This is a genomic window from Roseovarius sp. ZX-A-9 (assembly GCF_028369135.1).
Lineage (GTDB): Bacteria > Pseudomonadota > Alphaproteobacteria > Rhodobacterales > Rhodobacteraceae > Roseovarius.
This window is the reverse complement of sequence record NZ_JAPWHW010000005.1, coordinates 1-19,776: the sequence shown is the minus strand read 5'-3', so window position 1 is coordinate 19,776 and position 19,776 is coordinate 1. Positions and strand designations below refer to the sequence as shown.

Annotated in this window: 16 protein-coding genes; 9 read left to right on the top strand and 7 right to left on the bottom strand. The window is 57.3% G+C overall.

The features are described 5' to 3' along the window. Positions 1 to 3 precede the first annotated feature (3 nt). From O3306_RS06265 to O3306_RS06255, 3 genes are read right to left on the bottom strand one after another with little or no spacing between them, the layout of a single operon-like run. Positions 4 to 738 carry an ABC transporter permease gene (locus tag O3306_RS06265; RefSeq protein WP_272004667.1) on the bottom strand — a complete coding sequence of 245 codons (735 nt, stop codon included), beginning with the start codon at positions 736 to 738 and terminating at the stop codon, positions 4 to 6. Positions 739 to 772: 34 nt separating this feature from the next. Continuing rightward, a complete protein-coding gene (locus O3306_RS06260) occupies positions 773 to 1,546 on the bottom strand; it encodes an ABC transporter substrate-binding protein (RefSeq protein WP_272004665.1) in 774 nt (257 codons plus the stop codon). A 58-nt stretch (positions 1,547 to 1,604) separates the two neighbouring features. After that, positions 1,605 to 2,381 (bottom strand): ABC transporter ATP-binding protein, encoded by a 777-nt coding sequence (locus tag O3306_RS06255; protein ID WP_272004663.1) that lies wholly within the window; start codon positions 2,379 to 2,381, stop codon positions 1,605 to 1,607. A 131-nt stretch (positions 2,382 to 2,512) separates the two neighbouring features. Between O3306_RS06255 and O3306_RS06250 the strand changes: the two genes are divergently transcribed. Then, complete coding sequence (locus tag O3306_RS06250; protein ID WP_272004661.1) at positions 2,513 to 3,442, top strand: LysR substrate-binding domain-containing protein; 930 nt, start codon at positions 2,513 to 2,515, stop codon at positions 3,440 to 3,442. Positions 3,443 to 4,082: 640 nt separating this feature from the next. Here O3306_RS06250 and O3306_RS06245 read toward each other — a convergent pair. Continuing rightward, positions 4,083 to 4,991: a dihydrodipicolinate synthase family protein gene (locus O3306_RS06245; protein ID WP_272004659.1), complete on the bottom strand. Its 909-nt coding sequence runs from the start codon at positions 4,989 to 4,991 to the stop codon at positions 4,083 to 4,085. A 92-nt stretch (positions 4,992 to 5,083) separates the two neighbouring features. Between O3306_RS06245 and O3306_RS06240 the strand changes: the two genes are divergently transcribed. Continuing rightward, complete coding sequence (locus O3306_RS06240; protein WP_334312342.1) at positions 5,084 to 5,398, top strand: HNH endonuclease; 315 nt, start codon at positions 5,084 to 5,086, stop codon at positions 5,396 to 5,398. Positions 5,399 to 5,558: 160 nt separating this feature from the next. Here O3306_RS06240 and O3306_RS06235 read toward each other — a convergent pair whose 3' ends face one another. Next, complete coding sequence (locus tag O3306_RS06235) at positions 5,559 to 5,735, bottom strand: hypothetical protein (protein WP_272004657.1); 177 nt, start codon at positions 5,733 to 5,735, stop codon at positions 5,559 to 5,561. Between the two features lie 183 nt (positions 5,736 to 5,918). Between O3306_RS06235 and O3306_RS06230 the strand changes: the two genes are divergently transcribed. The 3 genes from O3306_RS06230 (at position 5,919) to O3306_RS06220 (ending at position 12,551) form a co-directional block, all read left to right on the top strand. After that, on the top strand, positions 5,919 to 10,664 hold the full coding sequence (locus tag O3306_RS06230; RefSeq protein ID WP_442969983.1) for a RecQ family ATP-dependent DNA helicase: 4,746 nt from the start codon (positions 5,919 to 5,921) through the stop codon (positions 10,662 to 10,664). Between the two features lie 85 nt (positions 10,665 to 10,749). Continuing rightward, on the top strand, positions 10,750 to 11,013 hold the full coding sequence (locus tag O3306_RS06225) for an OmpA family protein (protein WP_272004653.1): 264 nt from the start codon (positions 10,750 to 10,752) through the stop codon (positions 11,011 to 11,013). A 197-nt stretch (positions 11,014 to 11,210) separates the two neighbouring features. Continuing rightward, complete coding sequence (locus O3306_RS06220; RefSeq protein WP_272004651.1) at positions 11,211 to 12,551, top strand: dicarboxylate/amino acid:cation symporter; 1,341 nt, start codon at positions 11,211 to 11,213, stop codon at positions 12,549 to 12,551. 338 nt (positions 12,552 to 12,889) lie between these two features. Here O3306_RS06220 and O3306_RS06215 read toward each other — a convergent pair whose 3' ends face one another. Next, positions 12,890 to 13,831, bottom strand: a complete 942-nt coding sequence (locus O3306_RS06215) for a homocysteine S-methyltransferase family protein (protein WP_272004649.1) — start codon at positions 13,829 to 13,831, stop codon at positions 12,890 to 12,892. 117 nt (positions 13,832 to 13,948) lie between these two features. On the opposite strand from O3306_RS06215, the gene O3306_RS06210 reads away from it, so the two are divergent. The 3 genes from O3306_RS06210 (at position 13,949) to O3306_RS06200 (ending at position 17,339) form a co-directional block, all read left to right on the top strand. Next, complete coding sequence (locus O3306_RS06210; protein ID WP_272004647.1) at positions 13,949 to 14,839, top strand: LysR substrate-binding domain-containing protein; 891 nt, start codon at positions 13,949 to 13,951, stop codon at positions 14,837 to 14,839. 400 nt (positions 14,840 to 15,239) lie between these two features. Beyond that, complete coding sequence (locus O3306_RS06205; protein ID WP_272004645.1) at positions 15,240 to 16,127, top strand: tyrosine-type recombinase/integrase; 888 nt, start codon at positions 15,240 to 15,242, stop codon at positions 16,125 to 16,127. Positions 16,128 to 16,139: 12 nt separating this feature from the next. Beyond that, positions 16,140 to 17,339, top strand: coding sequence for an IS91 family transposase (locus O3306_RS06200; protein ID WP_272004643.1), 1,200 nt, complete (start codon positions 16,140 to 16,142; stop codon positions 17,337 to 17,339). Positions 17,340 to 17,960: 621 nt separating this feature from the next. Here the strand turns inward: O3306_RS06200 and O3306_RS06195 are convergent. Beyond that, on the bottom strand, positions 17,961 to 19,019 hold the full coding sequence (locus O3306_RS06195; RefSeq protein ID WP_272004641.1) for a hypothetical protein: 1,059 nt from the start codon (positions 19,017 to 19,019) through the stop codon (positions 17,961 to 17,963). Between the two features lie 197 nt (positions 19,020 to 19,216). On the opposite strand from O3306_RS06195, the gene O3306_RS06190 reads away from it, so the two are divergent. Continuing rightward, positions 19,217 to 19,735 carry an integrase gene (locus tag O3306_RS06190; RefSeq protein ID WP_272004639.1) on the top strand — a complete coding sequence of 173 codons (519 nt, stop codon included), beginning with the start codon at positions 19,217 to 19,219 and terminating at the stop codon, positions 19,733 to 19,735. Positions 19,736 to 19,776: the final 41 nt, after the last annotated feature.

Sequence of the window (19,776 nt, the reverse complement as noted above, 5' to 3'; positions counted from 1 at the left end):
GATCTACCCCCTGACCATGCCGGCGCTGTACCTGCGCTCCACCCATCGCAGGGCCACATCGGAAATGGCTGTGATGACCAGGTAGATGAGAAGCACTGCAATCATGAAAGAGAACAGTTGCTGCACGGATCTGCCTGCAGCGACGGCGTTCCAGACAAGATCGTGCAGACCGATGACTGAAACCAGCGCCGTGGATTTAACCAGCACGAGCCAGTTGTTGGCAAAGCTGGGTAAGGCGTATCGCACCATCTGCGGCCAGGTGACCACCGTGAAAACCTTGTAGGGGCTCATGCCCGCGGCAATTGCAGCCTCCAACTGCCCCTTGGGAATGGCCAGAATGGCGCCGCGGAATGTCTCGGCCATGTAGGCGCCAAATATGAAGCCCAGCGTCAGAACACCTGCCACGAATTGATTGATTTCGATGTAGTCCCAAAGGCCAGTCGCGGCGCCCAGGTTGTTCAAGGCAACTTGGCCGCCATAGAAAATCAGCATCATCAACACAAGTTCCGGCACGCTCCGGATCAGCGTCGTATAGGCATTGCCTACTTTTTGCAGTGCGCGCGATTGCGACATCTTTAGAAATGCGCCAGCAAGCCCGCACAGGATTGACAAAAGAAGCGACAGAATGGCGAGCGAAATCGTGACCAGTGTTCCGCTGATGATGACTTCACGATATTCAAAAACCGTATCCATCGGCGACTCCCGTTGCCAAGTTTCTTGATGAAGTAGGGGCGACAATCCGGGCCGCCCCCACACTCAGGTGCTGTGCAGATCAGTTGCCGTAGATATCGAACGCAAAGTATTTGTCGTTCTCCGCTTTATAGCTTCCATCGGCGCGGATCGCCTCGATCGCAGCAGAAAGCTCGGCGGCCAGCGGGTCGTTCTTGCGCACGGCGATACCAACGCCTTCGCCCAGACATGCCTTGTCATCCAGATCACCACCGATGAAATCGAAGTCCTGACCTGCATCCGTGCTCAGGAACCCATCAACGGCTTGAATGGAATTCGAGATTTGCGCATCCAGACGGCCGCTGGCCAAATCCGCATACACGTCTTCCTGATTGGCATAGAGGCTGACAATCGCGTTGGGCAGGTGCTTTTCCACGTAGCACTGGTAGGTCGTGCCACGCAGCAGGCCGATGCGGACACCCTTGGTGCCTTCAGCGGTAAACTCGATATCAGAGCCTTTCTTGGCAATGAACCGCGTGGGTGTGTGGTAATATTTCTCGGAGAAGCTGACCATCTTCTTGCGATCTTCGGTGATCGACATGGAAGCAACGATCGCATCGTATTTGCGCGCGGCAAGGGCCGGGATCATGCCGTCCCACTCCTGCTCGACCAGTTCGCATTCGCGCTGCATCTGCGCGCAGAGGGCCAGTGCTATGTCGATGTCGAAACCCGACAGGCTGCCGTCCGGTTCTTTCATGGAAAACGGCGGGTAGGCACCTTCGACGCCGATCCGCAGCGTGTCGGCCGCAAATGCCTGGCTACCAGAAAGCGCCATCGCACCTGTCAGTGCTGCATATATGATATTCTTGAGTGTCATTGTCTTGCTCCCTTGTTGAGTAATTTGGTGCAGCGCCAAAGCAGTCGCCGCAGTAGGATCAATTCCTTGTGGTCGACAGAAATTGCCGGAACCGTTCGGACTTTGGATTCTCGAATATTTCGTTCGGGTCGCCGGCCTCTTCGATCAATCCCTGATGCAGGAAGATGACCTGTGAAGAGACGTCGCGCGCAAATGCCATCTCGTGGGTGACAACGACCATTGTGCGCCCTTCATCGGCAAGTGAGCGCATCACTTTCAGGACTTCACCGACCAGTTCGGGGTCAAGCGCCGATGTGGGCTCGTCAAACAGCATCACTTCGGGTTCCATTGCCAATGACCTTGCGATGGCCGCCCGTTGTTGCTGGCCGCCCGAAATGTGGGCAGGATAATAGTTGCGGCGCTCGAACATGCCGACACGGTGCAGCATCTCCTCCGCACGCTCGGTGGCTTCTGCCTTTGACTGCTTGAGAACGTGAATTGGGCCTGCGACAACATTTTCCAACACGGTCATGTGGGCCCAGAGGTTGAATCCCTGAAACACCATGGCAAGACGGGACCGGATACGCTCGACCTGATGCCGATCTGTCGGTTTTGCTCCACCATGGCGCCCGGGGCTCATCTTGATGACCTCACCATGCACAGCCACACTGCCGGAGTTCGGCATTTCAAGCAGGTTGATGCAGCGCAAAAAGGTGCTTTTCCCTGATCCTGATGATCCGATCATCGATATGACGTCACCTTCATTCGCGTGAAGGTTGACGCCTTTCAGGACTTCGACGGCCCCAAAGCTTTTGTGCAGATCCTGAACAACGAGTGCTGGCGTATCCGTATTCATTTCCCCTCCAAGGCGGCTTCGACTTGTGGTCGGGACCGAAAATCCTTCTTTCCACAAAAATAAATGCTTGGCAGGTGACGCGTGAGTTCAAAGTTCTTTACGACAGCGTTAGGTCAGCTTACGCTGAAGAAATGAGACGCAAACTCCCCCCGCTTGCCGCATTGCGTGCTTTTGAGGCCGCATCTCGCACCGAGAACTTTGCCGAAGCCGCTAGGGAGCTTGGCGTCACCCACAGCGCTATCAGCCAGCAGATACGCGCACTGGAAGACTGGCTTCAGGTGAAGCTCTTCGAGCGCCACGGCAACCGCGTCCTTCTGTCCAGCGAAGGTGCCACCCTGCGTCCGCGCGTCAACGATGCGTTCGAAATCCTTTTCGAAGCTTGCGAATTTGTACAGCGCTCCACCAAAAAACTGCCGATAAATGTCAGTGCAGAACCCGCATTTGCATCCCGATGGCTCAGACCACGTCTTTCGGAGTTCCGTGACCAGCATCCGGAGATCGAAATCCGGCTCGTTTCAGGCTGGGATCAGAAATCGCTGCAAGGTTCGAACATCGACGTCATCATTCATTTCGAAGAGCGGCTGAAAGAGTTTGTCCATATTTCCGACCGGCTTTTCCCGATATACGGATACCCTGCCTGCTCACCGGGCTTTCTGGAAAAGATCCCCGGTGTCATAAGGATTTCCGATTTCAACCACTTACCCCTGATCCATGACAACAGCAGGTTGATGTGGCGCCGATGGTTCAGTGAACACGTGCCTGACAGTACGGCCTGGCGAACCGGATACGTCTATTCGGATCTGTCTCTGGCCATCGACGCCGCGGCAGATGGCGAGGGGGTTTTTCTTGCTGATGATATATTGTGTGCAAACGAGATCTCCCAAGGGAACCTGGTGCGACTATTGCCTGATGACATGCTGTGTACCTGGTACTGCGCTGGCGTGACCGGCGATTACTCCGCTAATTCGGCGGTGAAGATTTTCCTTGATTGGCTCATTGCAGTTAGCAAAAATCAGCAGAACGCGGCGCCGTCGCCGTTCAAAAATTCATCTTCTGCGTAGTCTGGGCTCGACCCGTGCAGTTTGATGTTGCGATGGCGGCGCTCTTGAGCCCCGCATGGCGGTCGAACGCCAAGCCGGCGAGGACTACATCCAACACAAGCCGTATATCGACACTGGCAAGGAAGGCTTCATCACTTTTTTGAGCGCATGGCCTCCGGGTTTCCCGGCAAACGAGTGCAGGTCAAGCGTGCCTTTGCCGAAGGCAATGATGTTATTCTACATTGCTACCAAGCCTGCCCCGTAGGGCTGGAATATGCTGGTATCGACATCTTTCGCCTCGTTCCGGCTAGGAAAGATTGTCGAACACTGGGACGCACTTCAGGCTTTACCAAAAGAGAGCGCCTGCGAAACCGGGATGTTCTGGTCATCGCAGTGACAGCCCGGTTTGATCCCTGGCGAGTCTGCGTCAAAATATCTGTCAGAAGTATCTTGGCATCGAGATTTCCCTAATGCCATCCGGTTTTGTAAGGCTGTCGATCTCGGTCCATAGCAGACCATGGTGCAGGCGGCAGCGAAGGTCCGGCTACAGGCAACCAATCGAATTTTCACGCAGGTGGCAGAACCTCGGACTCAACTAAATGACGTTTCATTGGACAACCAGTCCCCTTTAAACATGATTCCCAAAGGCTTGTGAACGTCATCACAAAACCTGCAAATGGGGCATGTAGGGCGAAACATCTTTCAACAATTGAGTGCGCTGTTTCATGCTAAGGCGCGAAAGTGGTGGAGCAAGGTTCCGCCAACTGCCATCTTGCGTTAAGTGGGCGATAATTTCCTTAACAGCTTCGCTGACGGGATAGGATAGCAGTGTCTTGTTCCACAGTCCGGCCAACACGGTCTGGGCGTCTTGTGCCGCCTGGGTATTGTCGTGCCATCCCGATTTAACTTCCGCCAAAAGGTGTGGCGTCAAATTGGCGGTGGCGGTGATCACGCCGTGACCGCCAGCGGTCAGAACCGGCCACAACAAGTCGTCGTCGCCAGAATACACCTTGAGGGTCGGGAACTGTTGCACGAGGCTAAGCGTGTGCTCGATCACGCCGGTGCTATCTTTGATGCCTGCAAACACCGAAGGATAAGCCTCAAACAGGTCTGCGATGACATTGTGTGAAATGGGTGCGCCTGTCATTTCAGGAAAGTGGTAGAACAGTATGTCACGCGCTGCCTCGCCCAATGTGTCAGCAAGGCCCGCAAAAAACCGATAAACGCCTGCGTCCTCTGCAGGGCGGAAGAAGTAGGGCGGGTGGACCAACACGGCTGCGCAGCCATGTCCCAAGGCGTGCCGTGACAGCAGAGCTGTGTCGGCAAATGAGCAGCACCCTGTTCCGACGATAATTTTGGTTGCAGGAACGCCATGCTTGATCAGCCCATTCAGCGTTGCCTGGCGCTGTGCGAGTCCAAATGATGCGGCCTCGCCTGTTGTGCCAAACAGCACTACGCCATCACAGCCGTTGTCCAATACGCCTTTCGCATGGGCAGCGAGCTTTGGGATATCCACGTCGAACGAGGATGTTATGGGCGTGACAATTGCTGCGCAAATTGAGGGGAGCATTGGAAATCCTTTTGACGTGGCATGGGCCTAAGACTGGTTGGCTAAAAACGCGGACACTCGTTTCAGCCCTTCTTTGAGGATCGTCGGGTTATTTGCATATCCAATCCGCCCATATCCGCCCCGTTGAACATAACGGCAGCGACTCTGTGAGGAACGGGCTGGCGCTTTCAGGCACATTGCATTGGATGTTCGATCGTGGGCTGATCTCAGTCGCCAATGATGGTGAGACAATCCTTGTGTCGCGCAATAAAGTGCCGGGTGCCGTCGTTGATCGGCTTTTGTGTCCGGATGGAAAGATCTGGATGCCCAAAGACGAAAGAAACTGGCCGCACCCGGCAAATCTGGCATGGCATCGAGAGAACATTTTTGGTCAAATGGCGGCCGATGGTCCCGCTCCTTGGAAATGAATACTAACATGCCAATATGAAAAATATAATTTCCCGAGGTATATCGAAAGTCCTTGCCCGTGACTGGCTACAGAAACCTGAAACATCAAGGACTGATCCGGCGGACAATATCGATATTCAAATGCAGCGGAACCCATCCGAAATCTTGTCGCGCTGTCTGTCAATTGATCTGGAAGTCGATCCCAAAGAAGCCCGGATATTCGCCTTTGCCGCCGTGCCGGAAGGTGAAGGAGAGGGGATTGTTCATCGGAAAGGTGACCCGAGGCCCGCGTTTGAAAAACTCGACCTTTTCTGTGCGGGCTTTGCGCATGTCATTGGGCACAATATTCTGCGTCATGACTTGCCGCATCTCATGGCGGTGTCGCCGCGCTTCGCAAAGCTCGCGGATGGACCGATTGACACACTGTGGCTAAACCCCTTGGCCTTTCCGCGCAATCCCTATCACCATCTGGTCAAACACTACCACGATGGGCGGCTTCAAACTGGTCACGTCAATGATCCCGAGTTCGACGCGCGTCTTGTGTTCGAAGTCCTTCGCAACCAGATCGACGCCTTCATTTCACTGAACACGTCGTCGCCAGAGACGATGATGGCCTATCACTGGCTTTGCTGCCGAGGGCCCGGTAGCGACGGCTTTGATCGGTTGTTCAGCGACGTGCGCGGGGCGTCTATCCCGACCGAAGCGGAAGCGCACGGGGCCATTCGGGTGCTTCTAAAAGAGGCGGCCTGCGGCGCGCAGGTGGACGCTGTGCTCGAGCGACACCAGGACACTGGGCTGGGGTGGCCGATGGCATATGCCCTTGCCTGGATTTCGGTCGCTGGTGGGGATTCTGTCATGCCGCCCTGGGTGCGGGCGCAGTTCAGTGACGCAGCCCGGCTCGTCAAAGATCTGAGGGACACGAATTGTCGTGACCTGCGCTGTGCCTATTGCACAGAGCACAACGATCCCATCCGTGCACTCGAACGCTGGTTCGGCTTCCCAAGTTTCCGCCCGGAACCGGTCGACGAGGGCGGACGCCCGCTGCAGCAGAAGATCGTAGAGACGGCCATGGATGGCGGCCACTTGTTGGGCATCCTGCCGACGGGCACGGGAAAATCCATCTGCTATCAGATCCCGGCGCTGTCTCGGTTTGACAAGACCGGGGCCTTGACGGTCGTTATATCGCCGCTTGTCGCGCTGATGGCGGACCAGGTTCAGGGCTTGGTCCGGGCCGGAATTTCGTCGGCGGTTACGATTAACGGGCTATTGTCTTTGCCCGAGCGTCAGGATGCGCTCGACAAGGTGCGGCTTGGGGATGCTGCGATCCTTTTGATTTCGCCCGAACAACTGCGCAGCACAACAGTTCGGTCCGTTCTGGCACAGCGCGAGGTGGGGCTGTGGGTGCTGGACGAGGCGCACTGCGTGTCCAAATGGGGGCACGATTTCCGGCCCGATTATCGCTACGTTTCGCGATTTATCAAGGAAAGCTCCGGCGACGAACCGGCTCCGGTGCTTTGTTTGACCGCAACGGCAAAGCCGGACGTAGTGCAGGACATCCGCAGTCACTTCAAAGAGCGGTTGGGGGCCGAGTTGGCGTTGATCGACGGTGGCGCATCGCGGTCGAATCTGAGCTTCCAGGTGCTGCCAACGCAGCGGGCAACCAAGATGACGGATATCCTCAACACGATCGAAGCCCAGCTTCCGCGCGAGGGCGTGTCGGGGGCGGTCGTCTATTGTGCGACCCGAAGCGCCACCGAGCGCGTGGCGGAGTTTCTGAAACAACAGGGCATCGCCGCTGAACGGTATCATGCGGGTCTTAGTGCCGATGACAAGCGTGAGATCCAGGAGGACTTCCGCGTCGGAAATCTGCGCGTGATTGCGGCCACCAACGCCTTTGGGATGGGGGTCGACAAGCCGGACATCCGTCTGGTGGTTCACGGGGATGTGCCGGGGTCGCTGGAAAACTACGTGCAAGAGGCGGGGCGCGCCGGGCGGGACCGTGAGCCTGCAAACTGCGTCCTTTTGTTCAATACCGAAGACGTCGATCGTCAGTTCAGCCTCAGCGCGCGGTCTCGACTCGCGCGGCACGAAATTGGCGCGATATTGAAGGCGCTTCGGCGCCTCAATATTCGGACCGGAAAAGATGGTGAAATCGTCGCCACCCCCGGTGAGATCGTTCACGAGGAGAAAGACCGGGATTTCCAGCGGGACAGCAATACCGACGATACGCGAGTGAAGACAGCCGTCGCTTGGCTGGAAGAGGCGCACCTTCTGAACCGCGAAGAAAACCGGGTGCAGGTGTTTCCCGCCTCGTTGCGGGTGCGGAGTATGCAGGAGGTCCGCGAAATCCTCGCATCCGCCGAGATCACCGAACGTCGGCGGAAGGACCTGGCCGCCATCGTGCAGCATATTATCAACGCGCCGCAGGAAGAGGGGATCACCACCGACGAGCTGTGCGGGGTCAGTGGCTTGACTGTGTCGGGCGTGCGCAAGGCCCTGGCAGACCTCGAAGCCTTGGGGATTGCAAAGGATGATACAAACATCACAATCTTCGTGCATGTGCGTATTGAGAATGCTTCGCCGAAACGGTTCGAAGCAGCGTCACGGTTGGAAGCAGATTTGATTTCGACCCTGCGAGAGCAAGCGCCAGACGTGGAAATCGACGAGGCTTGGCCCTGCCATCTGGCCTCTGTGGCGCAGGCTCTGCGAGAGTTGGGCCACGCCTCTGTGCGGCCGGATATTGTCGAAGGGTTACTGCGTGGGATTGCGCAGGATGGCCGCGATATGGATGGCGGCAGAGGCAATATCGGCCTGCGCAAGGCGTCCAAAGGCAGTCTCGTGGTGCGGATGCAAAGATCATGGGCGGTCATCGAGCAGACCGCTCAGCTTCGCAGGCAGGCCGCAGAGCGGCTAATTTCACACTTGATCGACAAGGTTCAGGCGGGCCTGCGTGGGAAAGATATTCCTGTCGAGACCACGCTTGGTGACCTTCTTGCAGCGATTAACAGCGACGCGCTGTTGCGCTCGTCAGTCAATGACCCGTCGAAGCTCATGGACCGCGCGCTCCTGTGGCTTCACGAACAGCAGGTCGTAACTTTGGGCAAGGGATTGTCCGTATTCCGCTCGGCCATGACGTTGCATATCAATCCGAAAGGTGGAGGCTTCACCACCCAGCATTTCGCGCCGCTCGAAGACCACTACAGTGAGCAGACCGTCCAGACCCACGTGATGGCGGCTTACGCGACCAAAGGCATAGACGATATCGATCAGGCGCAGCGGCTCGCGCATGACTATTTCGCGATGGAGCAGTCCGACTTCATGAAAGCCTGGATGCCGGGGAAAATATCAGAGTTCAGACGGCAGGCGACCCCCCAGTCCTATGCCGAGATTGTCGACAAACTGGGGAATTCGACACAAGAGCAGATCGTGCGTGATGACCGCGAACAGACCAATGTGCTTGTGCTCGCGGGGCCGGGCTCGGGTAAGACACGCGTGCTGGTCCATCGTGTCGCCTATCTGGTCAGTATCAAGCGCGAAGATCCAAGCGGTATTCTGGTACTTGCCTACAATCGTCACGCCGCAGCCGAGATTCGGGAACGCTTGCGTCGACTGATCGGCGAAGATGCTCGATTCGTGACGGTCTTGACTATCCATGCCTTGGCCATGCGGTTGGTTGGCGCAAGTTTCGCCGGACGGGCAGGGGTTGATGAGCCCGATTTTAAGACGCTTCTGACCGATGCGGCACGTCTCTTGCGTGGCGACGGGCTGGACAAAGTCGAGGCCGAAGCCTTGCGAGAGACTTTGATCCAGGGGTTTCGCTGGATTCTCGTGGACGAATATCAGGACGTGGGGCCCGAGGAATACGCCTTGATCGCGGCGGTGGCCGGTCGCAGCATCGACGATCCCGATCAACGGATCAGCCTTTTCGCGGTCGGCGATGACGACCAGAATATCTATGCGTTTGCAGGTGCATCGGTGCGTCACATTCGGCAGTTTGAACATGATTATTCAGCCAGGCCGGTCTTTCTGACGGACAATTACCGCTCATCGAAGAACATCATCAGTGCAGCGAACGCCGTGATCGAGGGATCTCGGGAACGCATGAAAGTCGGGCATGGGATTACAGTCAACCAATCGCGGCAAAAAGACCCGGCTGGGGGTGTCATGGAAAGCCTCGATCCGGTTGCTCAGGGGCGGGTCCAAATCCTTAGCTGTCCGGCTGGGAATGACGCTCAGGCTCTTGCGGCGGTCAACGAGATGATCCGTCTGTCAAAATTGATCCCGGATTGGAGCTGGAAGGGGGCTGCAATCATTTCTCGTGATTGGCGCAAACTTCTGCCGGTCCGCGATTTCGCTGAGGCGCAGGGAATTCCCGTCGAAATGGCGAACGAGAACCTGCCAAGTATATGGCGCACCCGCGAGATGCAGGGGTTTATCGGCGGCCTGCGCGAGAGGGACGGGGCCATGGTCAGCTTGGGCGACCTGACCGAAACCTTGAACGGGATACCCTCAAGCCGTTGGACCGACCGGATCGGCGAGGGACTTGGACAGCTTGCGCGCGACATTGACGGGAAAGCGCTCACGACCCCGGACGTGATTGAATGGTTTGCAGAATGGTCGAAGGATTCATGGGGCGAGCAGCGCGGCCTTAAATTGTTGACGGCACACCGTGCAAAGGGCCTCGAATTCGATGATGTCGTGATCATGGATGGCGGCTGGGAGCGACCCTCGCGAAACGAGGATCAGGACGCGCCGAGACGATTGTTCTATGTCGCCATGACACGTGCGCGGCGCAATTTGATCGTCATGAGCAACGACAATCACGAATACCTTCCCACCGAGTCGTCTTCCGTGGTCACGCGGCATGTGGTGCCAGACTTGGCGACGGTTCCCGGCCCACGCCGGTTTTTTCAATCGCCCGAAATGAAGATGGTCGACCTGTCATTCGCGGGACGCCAAGGTGACCGGCACGTTGTACATAACGCGATTTCCGAAGCACAGGTCGGCGCGCCAGTAAGGCTCTCCAGGGTCGGCGATCGCTGGCAGATTGAGGATGCTCGGGGGCGTGCCCTCGGGCGGATGTCAAAAGCGTTCGCGCCACCGAACGGCACGAAATTCGTCACAGGCGAGATCGCGGCTATCATACATTGGCGCAAAGACGATGCCGATGAGCGTTTTCATCACTTGATGAAACGCGCTAATTGGGAAGTCGTCGTGCCTGAACTGGTCTTCGAAGAGGTCAAGGGGGCTGAAGGGGTTCTCAGACAGGATCAGAACGGCAAGTAGGGCGGCCAGGCGGTCGTTCGCTACACTTGCGATAAAGGACCACTCAGGGCCGTGTGTGCGGATCACCGGTTGAAAGGAATTACGTTTGATCCACCATTGGAAAACGCCTGAGCACCTTCTGCGCGAATTCCGGGTCATCGGGCATACGGATTCATCGGGAAGTGACGAGTATAACCTTGCCCTGTCTGAAAGCCGAACGCTGGCTGTGCGCGATTACCTGAGAGCATTGCCGATCCTGAAGGACACAACCATATCCGCCGAAGGGCGCAAGGAAACTGAGCCAATCGTTGATAATACGAGCGCTGAAGGGCGGAGCATGAATCGCCGGGTCGAAATCATTGGAAACTGAAAGCGCGCTTCAGGCTGACTGATGGGCCGCTCGGTGCAGAAAATAGACATTCCGTGATGGGGCGGCGTGTTTAGCTTGTTTGTTCTTCGCGAAACCGCCGCTTTTAGAACGCTGGATTGATACATAATAGATGCCCAAACGGGAATTTGTTTTGCGCGGTTTGAATTCGCCGGCCCCCCGATTTAGAAGGCGCAGCCATGGCAAGTGATAGACAAGACAGCACGATGCGGATCTCGCAGCAGCGTTTCAAGCTGAGAGTCTGGATTACCTCCCGGCTCTGGGCCCAGGTCATGCTCGGGATGGTCCTGGGGTTTGGCCTTGGCCTGCTGCTGAGCGAACCCGCCGGGTTTGTTCTCCCCGACACGGCCGAGATCATCGGGCATTGGCTGGCGCTGCCGGGGCGCATCTTCCTGGCCCTGATCGCCATGGTGCTGGTGCCGCTGATCTTTTCGTCGATTGTCGAGGGGCTCTCGGGGGCAGGGTCGGGCGAACAGCTGCGCTCGGTCGGGTTGCGGCTGGCCGCTTTCATCCTTGCGACCACGACAGTCGCCGCCATGATTGGTGTGGCGCTTGCTCAGTGGTTGCGGCCCGGCGTTGGGCTCGCCGGGTTTTCACAGGGGCCTTCCGCGTCAAGCGTGCCGTCCCAAACCGGTGACATACCCGATTTGCCAGCGCCGGCCGCTCAGGTGTCTTTGCCGGACATGATCGTCGATATTCTTCCGACGAACCCCACAGCCTCGATCGTGCAGGGGGACATGCTGGCGGTGGTCGTGCTGGCGTTGCTGGTGGGCGTCTCGGTCACGCAGGTCCAGCCCGAGCGCGCACGGCCCTTCCTGGCGCTGATGGAAGCGCTGCTGTCGATCTCGATGAATATCGTGAAATGGGCCATGTTTCTGGCACCTTTCGCAGTTTTCGGCCTGATGGCGCAACTGGTGATGCGCATGGGGTTCGAAACCATGCTGGGCATCTCGGGCTATGTCGGGACCGTGCTGCTGGGGCTTGCGGTGCTGCTGTGCCTCTACTTACTGATCGCGCTGGTCTTTGCCGGGATCACGCCCCTGCGCCTTACGAAGGCGGCGGGCAGCAACCTGTTGCTGGCCTTTTCGACATCAAGCTCGTCAGCGGTGATGCCGGTGACAATCCAATCTGCTCGCGAACTTGGCGTACCCGAGGGCATCGCCAACTTGGTCGTGCCGCTTGGGGCGACAATGAACATGGCCGGAACCGCTTTGTATCAGGCGGTGGCGATCCTGTTTCTGGCGCAGCTTTCCGGTGTGGAACTGACCTCGGTTCAGATCGCTGTGATCGTGGGCACTCTTGTGGCCTCCAGCATCGGCGCGCCCGGCACGCCGGGGGTCAGCATCGCCATTCTGGTCAGCGTCGCCACCAACATGGGCATTCCCGTCGAGGGTATGGTGATTATTCTGGGCGTCGACCGTCTGCTCGACATGAGCCGCACGGCGGTCAACGTCACGGGCGATCTGGTCGCCGCGGTGCTGTTGCGCTCGGTTGGACGTGACCCTGTCCAAGCTACCTGAAGCAGGGTCACTGAGAAGGCTTGCTTCGTCGGCACTATCACGCACTCCGAAACCGTTGGGCTATCCAGCTAAGGCAAGCGCCGTAGCTATAGCTGCTAAAGTTGTTGGTTCATCGAGGATTGAGTTGGCACAGTGCGGCACGAAGAACGGATGACAGCAATGGCGGGCTGCACCGCAGCATATTGCTATTGCGTTGATTAACTGCGACGGGCCGAACGGAGCTGTTCCTAAAGGGGCGGAGATTGGTCATTCGCTGCAAGTTTTCGGGTCATGCTAGAGCAGGACGAAAGCAGCCACTCATGTACCAAGACACGGGTTTGGCTCGGACAGTGCAGTTATCAGGAGGCGAGTATCGCCTTACCGATTTCCCTCACGTGAACGAAGTCGGTGCCACAGCACCCGCCAAACACGTTCAGCCGGGGGAAGGCCACCTTGAGGGCTCGATATTGCTGCGCCAGTTCGTCCGGATTGCCTTCTTCGAGATGCCCCAGTTGGCAGAGCGTTCCGTGATCGAGGGACGATGCGTTTGCCCGCAAGCCGCGGATCCGATCAGCCCATGGCTCGGGGGCCAGAGCTGGTCCGAAGTCCACCGGATGTGAACAGTTGATCATGTAATAGGCGGGCGCGTTACCGGTCGCGGCGTCCACCGCCTCGATAGCTTGGCGGAGGGTTTCACCGCTGCGCAGCTTGCGATTTTTCTCAAGCGTGAAGGAGATTACAGACGGCACCCCGACAGTTGCAGCGGCCCTGGCGATACCGATGGCCTCGGCGGTAGCGTTCAAGGTCAGAGCGGTCACGATGTCCGCGCCGCCTGCCTTGAAGGTCTCGATCTGCGCGGTGTGATAGGCTTCAGCGCCTTCGGCGGTCAATTCCTTGTTGGAATGATAGGCATCACCTTTTGGGCCGATGCATCCGCTGACTACGACGTGTTCGTGCGCCAGCCCGGCCTCAATCGCGATGTTGCGGTAGAGATCAAGGCATTTGTGATTCATCTCGGCCAGACCTTCTTCGGAATAGCCAAGAAGTTGGCCCCAATCCCGGCTGGCGCGATAGGTCAGGCTATCGAATATGAATCCGGTTCCGAGGGTCACGGCGATATCGGCAAAAGCCCGGTAATATTCGCGTATGGCTGAGGTGGCCTTCTTGTCGTTGAGAAGATGAAAGGCGCTGAATTCCGGCAACTCGAACCCGCGCTTGTACATCAGCCAAGTTTCCGTCCCGCCATCAGTCAGGAATATATCAGCAGAGTGATGTGGCAGTTCCGGGGGGGCGTCTGGCATGAGAACCTCCTGTGCATGGCCCGTTCAGGCCTTGAGCCAAGGATAGGTTCTGCTGGCTATTCGTGGCAAACGAACTTAGTTTGACGGATGACTTAGAAAATCTAAGGTATCTCTTTCGTGAGCCGGCGCCTGCCATCCCTCAACCAGCTCCGAGCCTTTGAGGCTGCGGCGCGACATGAGAGCATCAAGCTCGGTGCCGAAGAGCTTTGCGTTACGCCGGCTGCGGTAGGACATCAGATCAAGGCGCTGGAGCAATCACTGAACACCGCCCTGTTTCATCGAAAGACCCGAAAGATCATTCTGACCGACGCCGGGCGTGCCCTCGCCGCAACCGTCGGGCAGGCGTTGGACGATCTCGAAACAGCGGCTGCCAATGCCCGCACGTCAGATCTGAGCGGCTGCCTCAGGATCACCGTCGCGCCCTTCTTCGGCAATCGCTGGCTCTTGCCGAGACTGCCACGATTTCTCGCATTGCATCCGGGCATGACGATCAAGCCATCCCTGTCCTTCGACTATGAAAATCTGGGAAATACGGATTTCGATGCGGCCGTTCGATTTGGCGCCGGGGCTTGGGAAGGCCTTTCCTCCACCCTGATCTTCCGGGACCAAGTTCGTCCGGTTTGCGCGCCGCAACTTGTGGAAGGCATTGGCCTGCCGATGGCCCCCGAGGATATTCTTGGCCTACCCCTTGCTTGTGCGCATCATTGGCGCGATGACTGGGTGGCTTGGGCCGAAGCGGCCGGTGCGGGGACCAGAAAAAGTGTCGACGCATTCACATACGAAAGCCGGGCCTTCATGTTTGACGCAGCCTTGTCGGGCCAATCCGTGATACTGGCCGACCCCCGCATGACCTCAGCGGACGAGCAGGCGGGGCGACTGATCCACCTCAATCCGCTTACAGTGGAACGGCCTCACGGTATCCACATCGTGACCGACAGCCGAATCTCGGACCCGCGAATTGATCTGTTTGCGGAGTGGCTGAAACACGAGGCACGCTCTCCCGACTGATACGCAATTGGAAGTTTTCGTCATGAAGCGCGCCTGCATCGTCTGTTCTCGCTAGTAAGTGCTGCAAGAGAAACGAATGGCAGCAATGCGAATGCTGCGCTGCGGTGACGAATAGCGTCGTAAGCGGAAGCAATGGGCCGTTCGCGTCCATCAACACCAGGACGGTGAGCCGTCATTCGTTGCACCCGCCACGAACGGCAGCAATGCGCAGAAAGTGACCTTTGCAAAGTCGAGAAGGCCGAGCTAAGCCAATTGGCGCGACCGGCCCAAGGACGAAGCCGCTCCGCGGCATTGGCACATTTGGCTGATGGCGTGACACGCCCCATAACGATGTGCATTTTGCGATCTGACCGACCTGCCTGACGATTGGGGTTTCTCACTCGTCAATCAGGAGGTTCCCATGACACAGGAGAAGATGAGCCCGCTGCGCCAGCGGATGATCGAGGACATGCGCATCCGTGGGATGGGTGACAAACACCAAAAGTCTCATATTCGGGCAATCAAGGATTTTGCGGCGTTCCTTGGGCGATCACCAGATACGGCGACGCCGGAGGATCTACGCGCCTATCAGCTCCATATGACGGATGCTGGAGTCACACCATCGACCTTCAACACGCGCATCGTGGCGCTGAGGTTCTTTTTCGGCATGACCTGCGGGCGTGAAGAGATGAAGCGCTACATGCAATTCCGCACCGAACCGCGCAAACTGCCTGTGGTCTTCAGCGTCGAGGAGGTTTCCGACATCCTGATGGCCGCACCCGGGCCTGGGTTGAAGTATCGCGCCGCGCTCAGCATTTCCTATGGCGCAGGTTTGCGCGCCGCCGAGGTTTGCAACCTCAAGGTCGGCGACATCGACAGCGACCGGATGCTGATCCATGTCGAGCTGGGCAAGGGGCAGAAAGACCGCAAGGTGATGCTATCGCCAGGATTGTTGGAGCTTTTACGTGCCTGGTGGCGCGAGGCACGACCGGAAGGCTGGCTCTTCCCTGGCAAGCCCAAGATCAACCCGATTTCGCCACGGCAGTTGAACCGCGCTTTCACCTCGGCCAAGCATATGGCCGGGGTCAAGAAGGTCGCGACCCTGCACACATTGCGGCACAGCTTTGCGACGCATCTGCTGGAGGCCAATACGGACGTGCGGGTGATCCAGGTGCTTCTCGGCCACGCCAAGCTGACGACTACCGCGCGATACACCCATGTCGCCACCAAGACGATCCGCGACACGGTCAGCCCTTACGAGATGCTGGCCAAATTGCAGGATCAGACGGTGAAGCGAAGTCTGGAGTGACCGGTCCGGGCGTTGCCCCGGCCCAGGCTGGAGATCGCTGACATCTTTCGCGCTCACGGTCCTGCGTGGCGGCAGGCCAATACGGGGCATGTCAGCCTGACCCAGCTCAAGGTGATGTCGGCGATTGAAGCCTGCCGAACCGAAGCGCTCGGGGGGCATGTGGCGGGCTGCACCAAGTGCGGCCACCATCATATCTCCTATAACTCCTGCAAGAACCGACATTGCCCCAAATGTCAGGGCCCGGCCGCACGCGACTGGATGGAGGCGCGGGCCGAGGATCTGCTGCCGGTGGAATATTTCCACGTCGTCTTCACCCTGCCAGCCGAGATCGCCCAGATCGCGTTTTGGAACAAGAAGGCCATCTATGGGCTGTTGTTCAAGGCTTCCGCCGAGACGGTGAGGACCATCGCGGCAGACCCCAAGCGCATGGGCGCGCGGGTGGGCATGACCAGCGTGCTGCACACCTGGGGATCGGCGCTGACCCATCATCCCCACATCCACATGATCGTCCCCGGTGGCGGCCTGTCGCCTGACGGCACGAGGTGGGTCGCCTGCCGCCCGGGGTTCTTTCTGCATGTGCGGGTGCTGGCCCGGCTGTTCCGACGTCTGTTTTTGGAGGGGCTGATGGATTTGCATCACGCAGGCAAACTCACCTTCTTCGGCGATCTGGCCGGTTTGTCAGATGCTAAACCCTTCGCGGCCTGGCTTGCCCCCTTCCGCAAAGCCGAATGGGTGGTTTATGCCAAACCGCCCTTCGGGGGTCCAAAGGCGGTGCTGGCCTATCTGAGCCGCTATACGCATCGCGTCGCGATTTCCAACACCCGCCTGGTCAGTGCGGATGCCGAGACCGTGGCCTTTCGGTGGAAGGACTACCGCATCAAATCGGGCATCCGCCAAAAGGTCATGCGCCTGGCGACACCGGAGTTCATCCGCCGGTTTCTTATCCACGTCCTGCCCGACGGCTTCCATCGCATCCGGCACTACGGTTTGCTGGCCAACACAACCCGCAAAGCCAACATTAGGAATATCCGCGCCTTGATTTACGTCCCGCCGCCTGAACAGGTGGCAGCGCCGGAAACAGAGCCAGAGATCGCTCCACTCACCCTGCGCGAGCCATGTCCCTGCTGTGGCGGCGCCATGCGTATCATCGAGATATTCCGACGCGGGCAAAAACCGATGTCGCGCGCACCACCAAGGGAGCAGGCAGCATGACACATCGCTTGTCAGTCGTCACGGAAAACGACCAACTGCACTCCGCGGATTTGGTCCGAACGGCGTGTGGTTGTTCATCTCCAGCGTCACAAAAGGCGGCCATGACACCGAAACACACAGCTTCTTCGGCATCCCCAGCCGACCGCACGAGCGCATCGGGCACCATGCACAACTTCAGCCACAGCACTGATGCAACGGTCGCCCCAACCGACTGCACACTTTCCCCATAGACGGGGCCAAGACCCCCGCGGCTTCCACCTTGGGAGGTTTTCCAACGCGGGTCGTGGTCGCGCAAAATCGCTCCGTTCCGCCGCGACCCGCATCAGAAAACCTTCACCATTGCTGCCTTTCATCACCACCTCAAGATGCTGCGATGCGGCCCGTCGAAGCGGCCATTGGTGCATGGTGCAGCATTTTGGTAGGCAGAAACGTCGGTCAGCGGGACGGAACGGGCTTTCGCTGCGGTTGCGCCAATGGCAGCTTTCCTGAGGGCACATAGGCCGAAGGAAAATATGATCCAAAATACCCGAATACTGCTCACTTCATCTGGGATAATCCCAATTTTCTCGCCAATCAAACTAGCGGCACCCTCTAATGGCCATTGGGGCTACGCGAAAGGCGTCAATCTGAGCAGCGATAGTCCAAAGATACATTTGGAAACCGATTGCAAACTTCTTCAGCGTCGGGTTCCCATTTAGGTGCTCCGAAACGATACATAAGAAAAACAGCACGATTCAACTTCCCGTGTTCGACAAGTCGATGCATCGCGTCGCACTCGCCATGTAATTGCTGTTTGCGGAACCAATTGTGTTGATCCGAATGTGATGTCTTAAGTTCAACTTCCAGCGCAAGATCCTCTCGATTTGGCGCAAGGACCACAAGGTCGTGACGCCTTTTTCGTCCCAGCAAGTTTTTCCACGCCGACCACCATTGCGTGTGGACAGGATGGAGTTCACTTGGATTGACGTCCACGGCTGTTCGCATTTTAACAAATAGGTACGTTTCAAAATCTTTTTCGCGCAGAAACTTGAACGGCTCTCGCCGGAACTCTTCAAAAAGCGCCGTCTCTACCTCTTTGTAGGCTTGGCATGCGTTGTGGGTCGCCTCGACAGTGGCTGCCTTAGCACGATTTTTTGGTAGAGTGCGCTTGATAACAACTGTATTGCTGCAATCCTCGTATTTTTGGGGTTGTGCGGTGTACACTACGCTGATGACATCTTGCGCTTCAGATGGAACGTGCCATTTCCCTAGGTCATTGCGGAGGGTAAGTTGATTTATGAGATTCCCACTTTTTCCCGCCAGAACGTCGTTGGGTGAAGCATCCATTTTGGTTTCGATGATGAGTGAGTACGGCGTCAGGAACCGAGATGGTGCGCCATTTCCCTTTCCTAAAATGACCTGAGGTGCATTTCTTAAAACGACAATATCAGGTTCTGCACTTCTCCCAGGTTTGATCTTTGCCTCACGATAAACTCTTCGACATCGTTTATCGCTGCCCAGCCGTCGGTCAATCACATCTTCATGTAGGGTGAGATTAGGCATCTCAGGAAATGCCTCCAATAAGCTTTGTTGAAGATAAGCCTGTAGTTCTGATTCATTCACTATTAGAAACGGGTGTTTTGATAGTTCGTCCTCAAGAGATTTTGCAATCTGCCTGACAATATCCAAATCGCTGTGCATTCAGTACCTTCCCGTGTGATAGGCGAACAACCAATCATAGTTCGTATTTCCCGACAAGCTGCCATTAGTGGGTAGTGCAGAACCTAACAGTTTGGGCTCTTTTCGGACCTTTGCTGCTTTTGCACATCTTGTGATATAAAGCGCTGTCAACGTCTGGTTGTCGCTATGGGAGGGAATGGTGGATCGGAGGATCTATCATGAAAACACCAAATTTACCGGCCATTCGCGCACTTCGTACTGCTTGGAACAAAGGTCGCATCGTCGGTCAAAAGCTCCCGCTGAAGCCCAAACATGTCTGGGCCATCCGCGTCCGGCTCGAATTGGCCGAGAACCATCGCGATCTGGCTTTGTTCAATATGGCCATCGACAGCAAGTTGCGCGGCTGCGACCTCGTCCGGATGAAAGTCGTGGATGTAATGGCTTCAGGGCAGATCAAAGCCCGCGCATCCGTTCTGCAAAGCAAAACCCAAAAACCGGTTCGGTTTGAAATCTCGGAGGGCACACGGGCATCGGTCGCGACGTGGATGAAAGATCCGCTGATGGTCGGGTCCGAATTTCTCTGGCCGGGGCGCTTCCACGAGCGCCTTCATATTCCAACGCGCCAGTATGCCCGTATCGTGCGGGACTGGGTGTCTTCGATTGGGCTGGAGGTAACTGCTTACGGCACCCATTCAATGCGACGTAAGCGGTGCGCCTCCCCCACACTTACGGCATAGCGCCTGATCTGCGATTCAGAGGCTTCTTTGATTTGTGGGGA

Excerpts from the sequence above, each read along its gene's own strand:
- O3306_RS06260 (WP_272004665.1), bottom strand. The coding sequence starts at position 1,546 with ATGACACTCAAGAATATCATATATGCAGCACTGACAGGTGCGATGGCG.
- O3306_RS06255 (WP_272004663.1), bottom strand. The coding sequence starts at position 2,381 with ATGAATACGGATACGCCAGCACTCGTTGTTCAGGATCTGCACAAAAGC.
- O3306_RS06250 (WP_272004661.1), top strand. The coding sequence starts at position 2,513 with ATGAGACGCAAACTCCCCCCGCTTGCCGCATTGCGTGCTTTTGAGGCC.
- O3306_RS06245 (WP_272004659.1), bottom strand. The coding sequence starts at position 4,991 with ATGCTCCCCTCAATTTGCGCAGCAATTGTCACGCCCATAACATCCTCG.
- O3306_RS06235 (WP_272004657.1), bottom strand. The coding sequence starts at position 5,735 with ATGACGCAGAATATTGTGCCCAATGACATGCGCAAAGCCCGCACAGAA.
- O3306_RS06220 (WP_272004651.1), top strand. The coding sequence starts at position 11,211 with ATGGCAAGTGATAGACAAGACAGCACGATGCGGATCTCGCAGCAGCGT.
- O3306_RS06215 (WP_272004649.1), bottom strand. The coding sequence starts at position 13,831 with ATGCCAGACGCCCCCCCGGAACTGCCACATCACTCTGCTGATATATTC.
- O3306_RS06205 (WP_272004645.1), top strand. The coding sequence starts at position 15,240 with ATGACACAGGAGAAGATGAGCCCGCTGCGCCAGCGGATGATCGAGGAC.
- O3306_RS06195 (WP_272004641.1), bottom strand. The coding sequence starts at position 19,019 with ATGCACAGCGATTTGGATATTGTCAGGCAGATTGCAAAATCTCTTGAG.
- O3306_RS06190 (WP_272004639.1), top strand. The coding sequence starts at position 19,217 with ATGAAAACACCAAATTTACCGGCCATTCGCGCACTTCGTACTGCTTGG.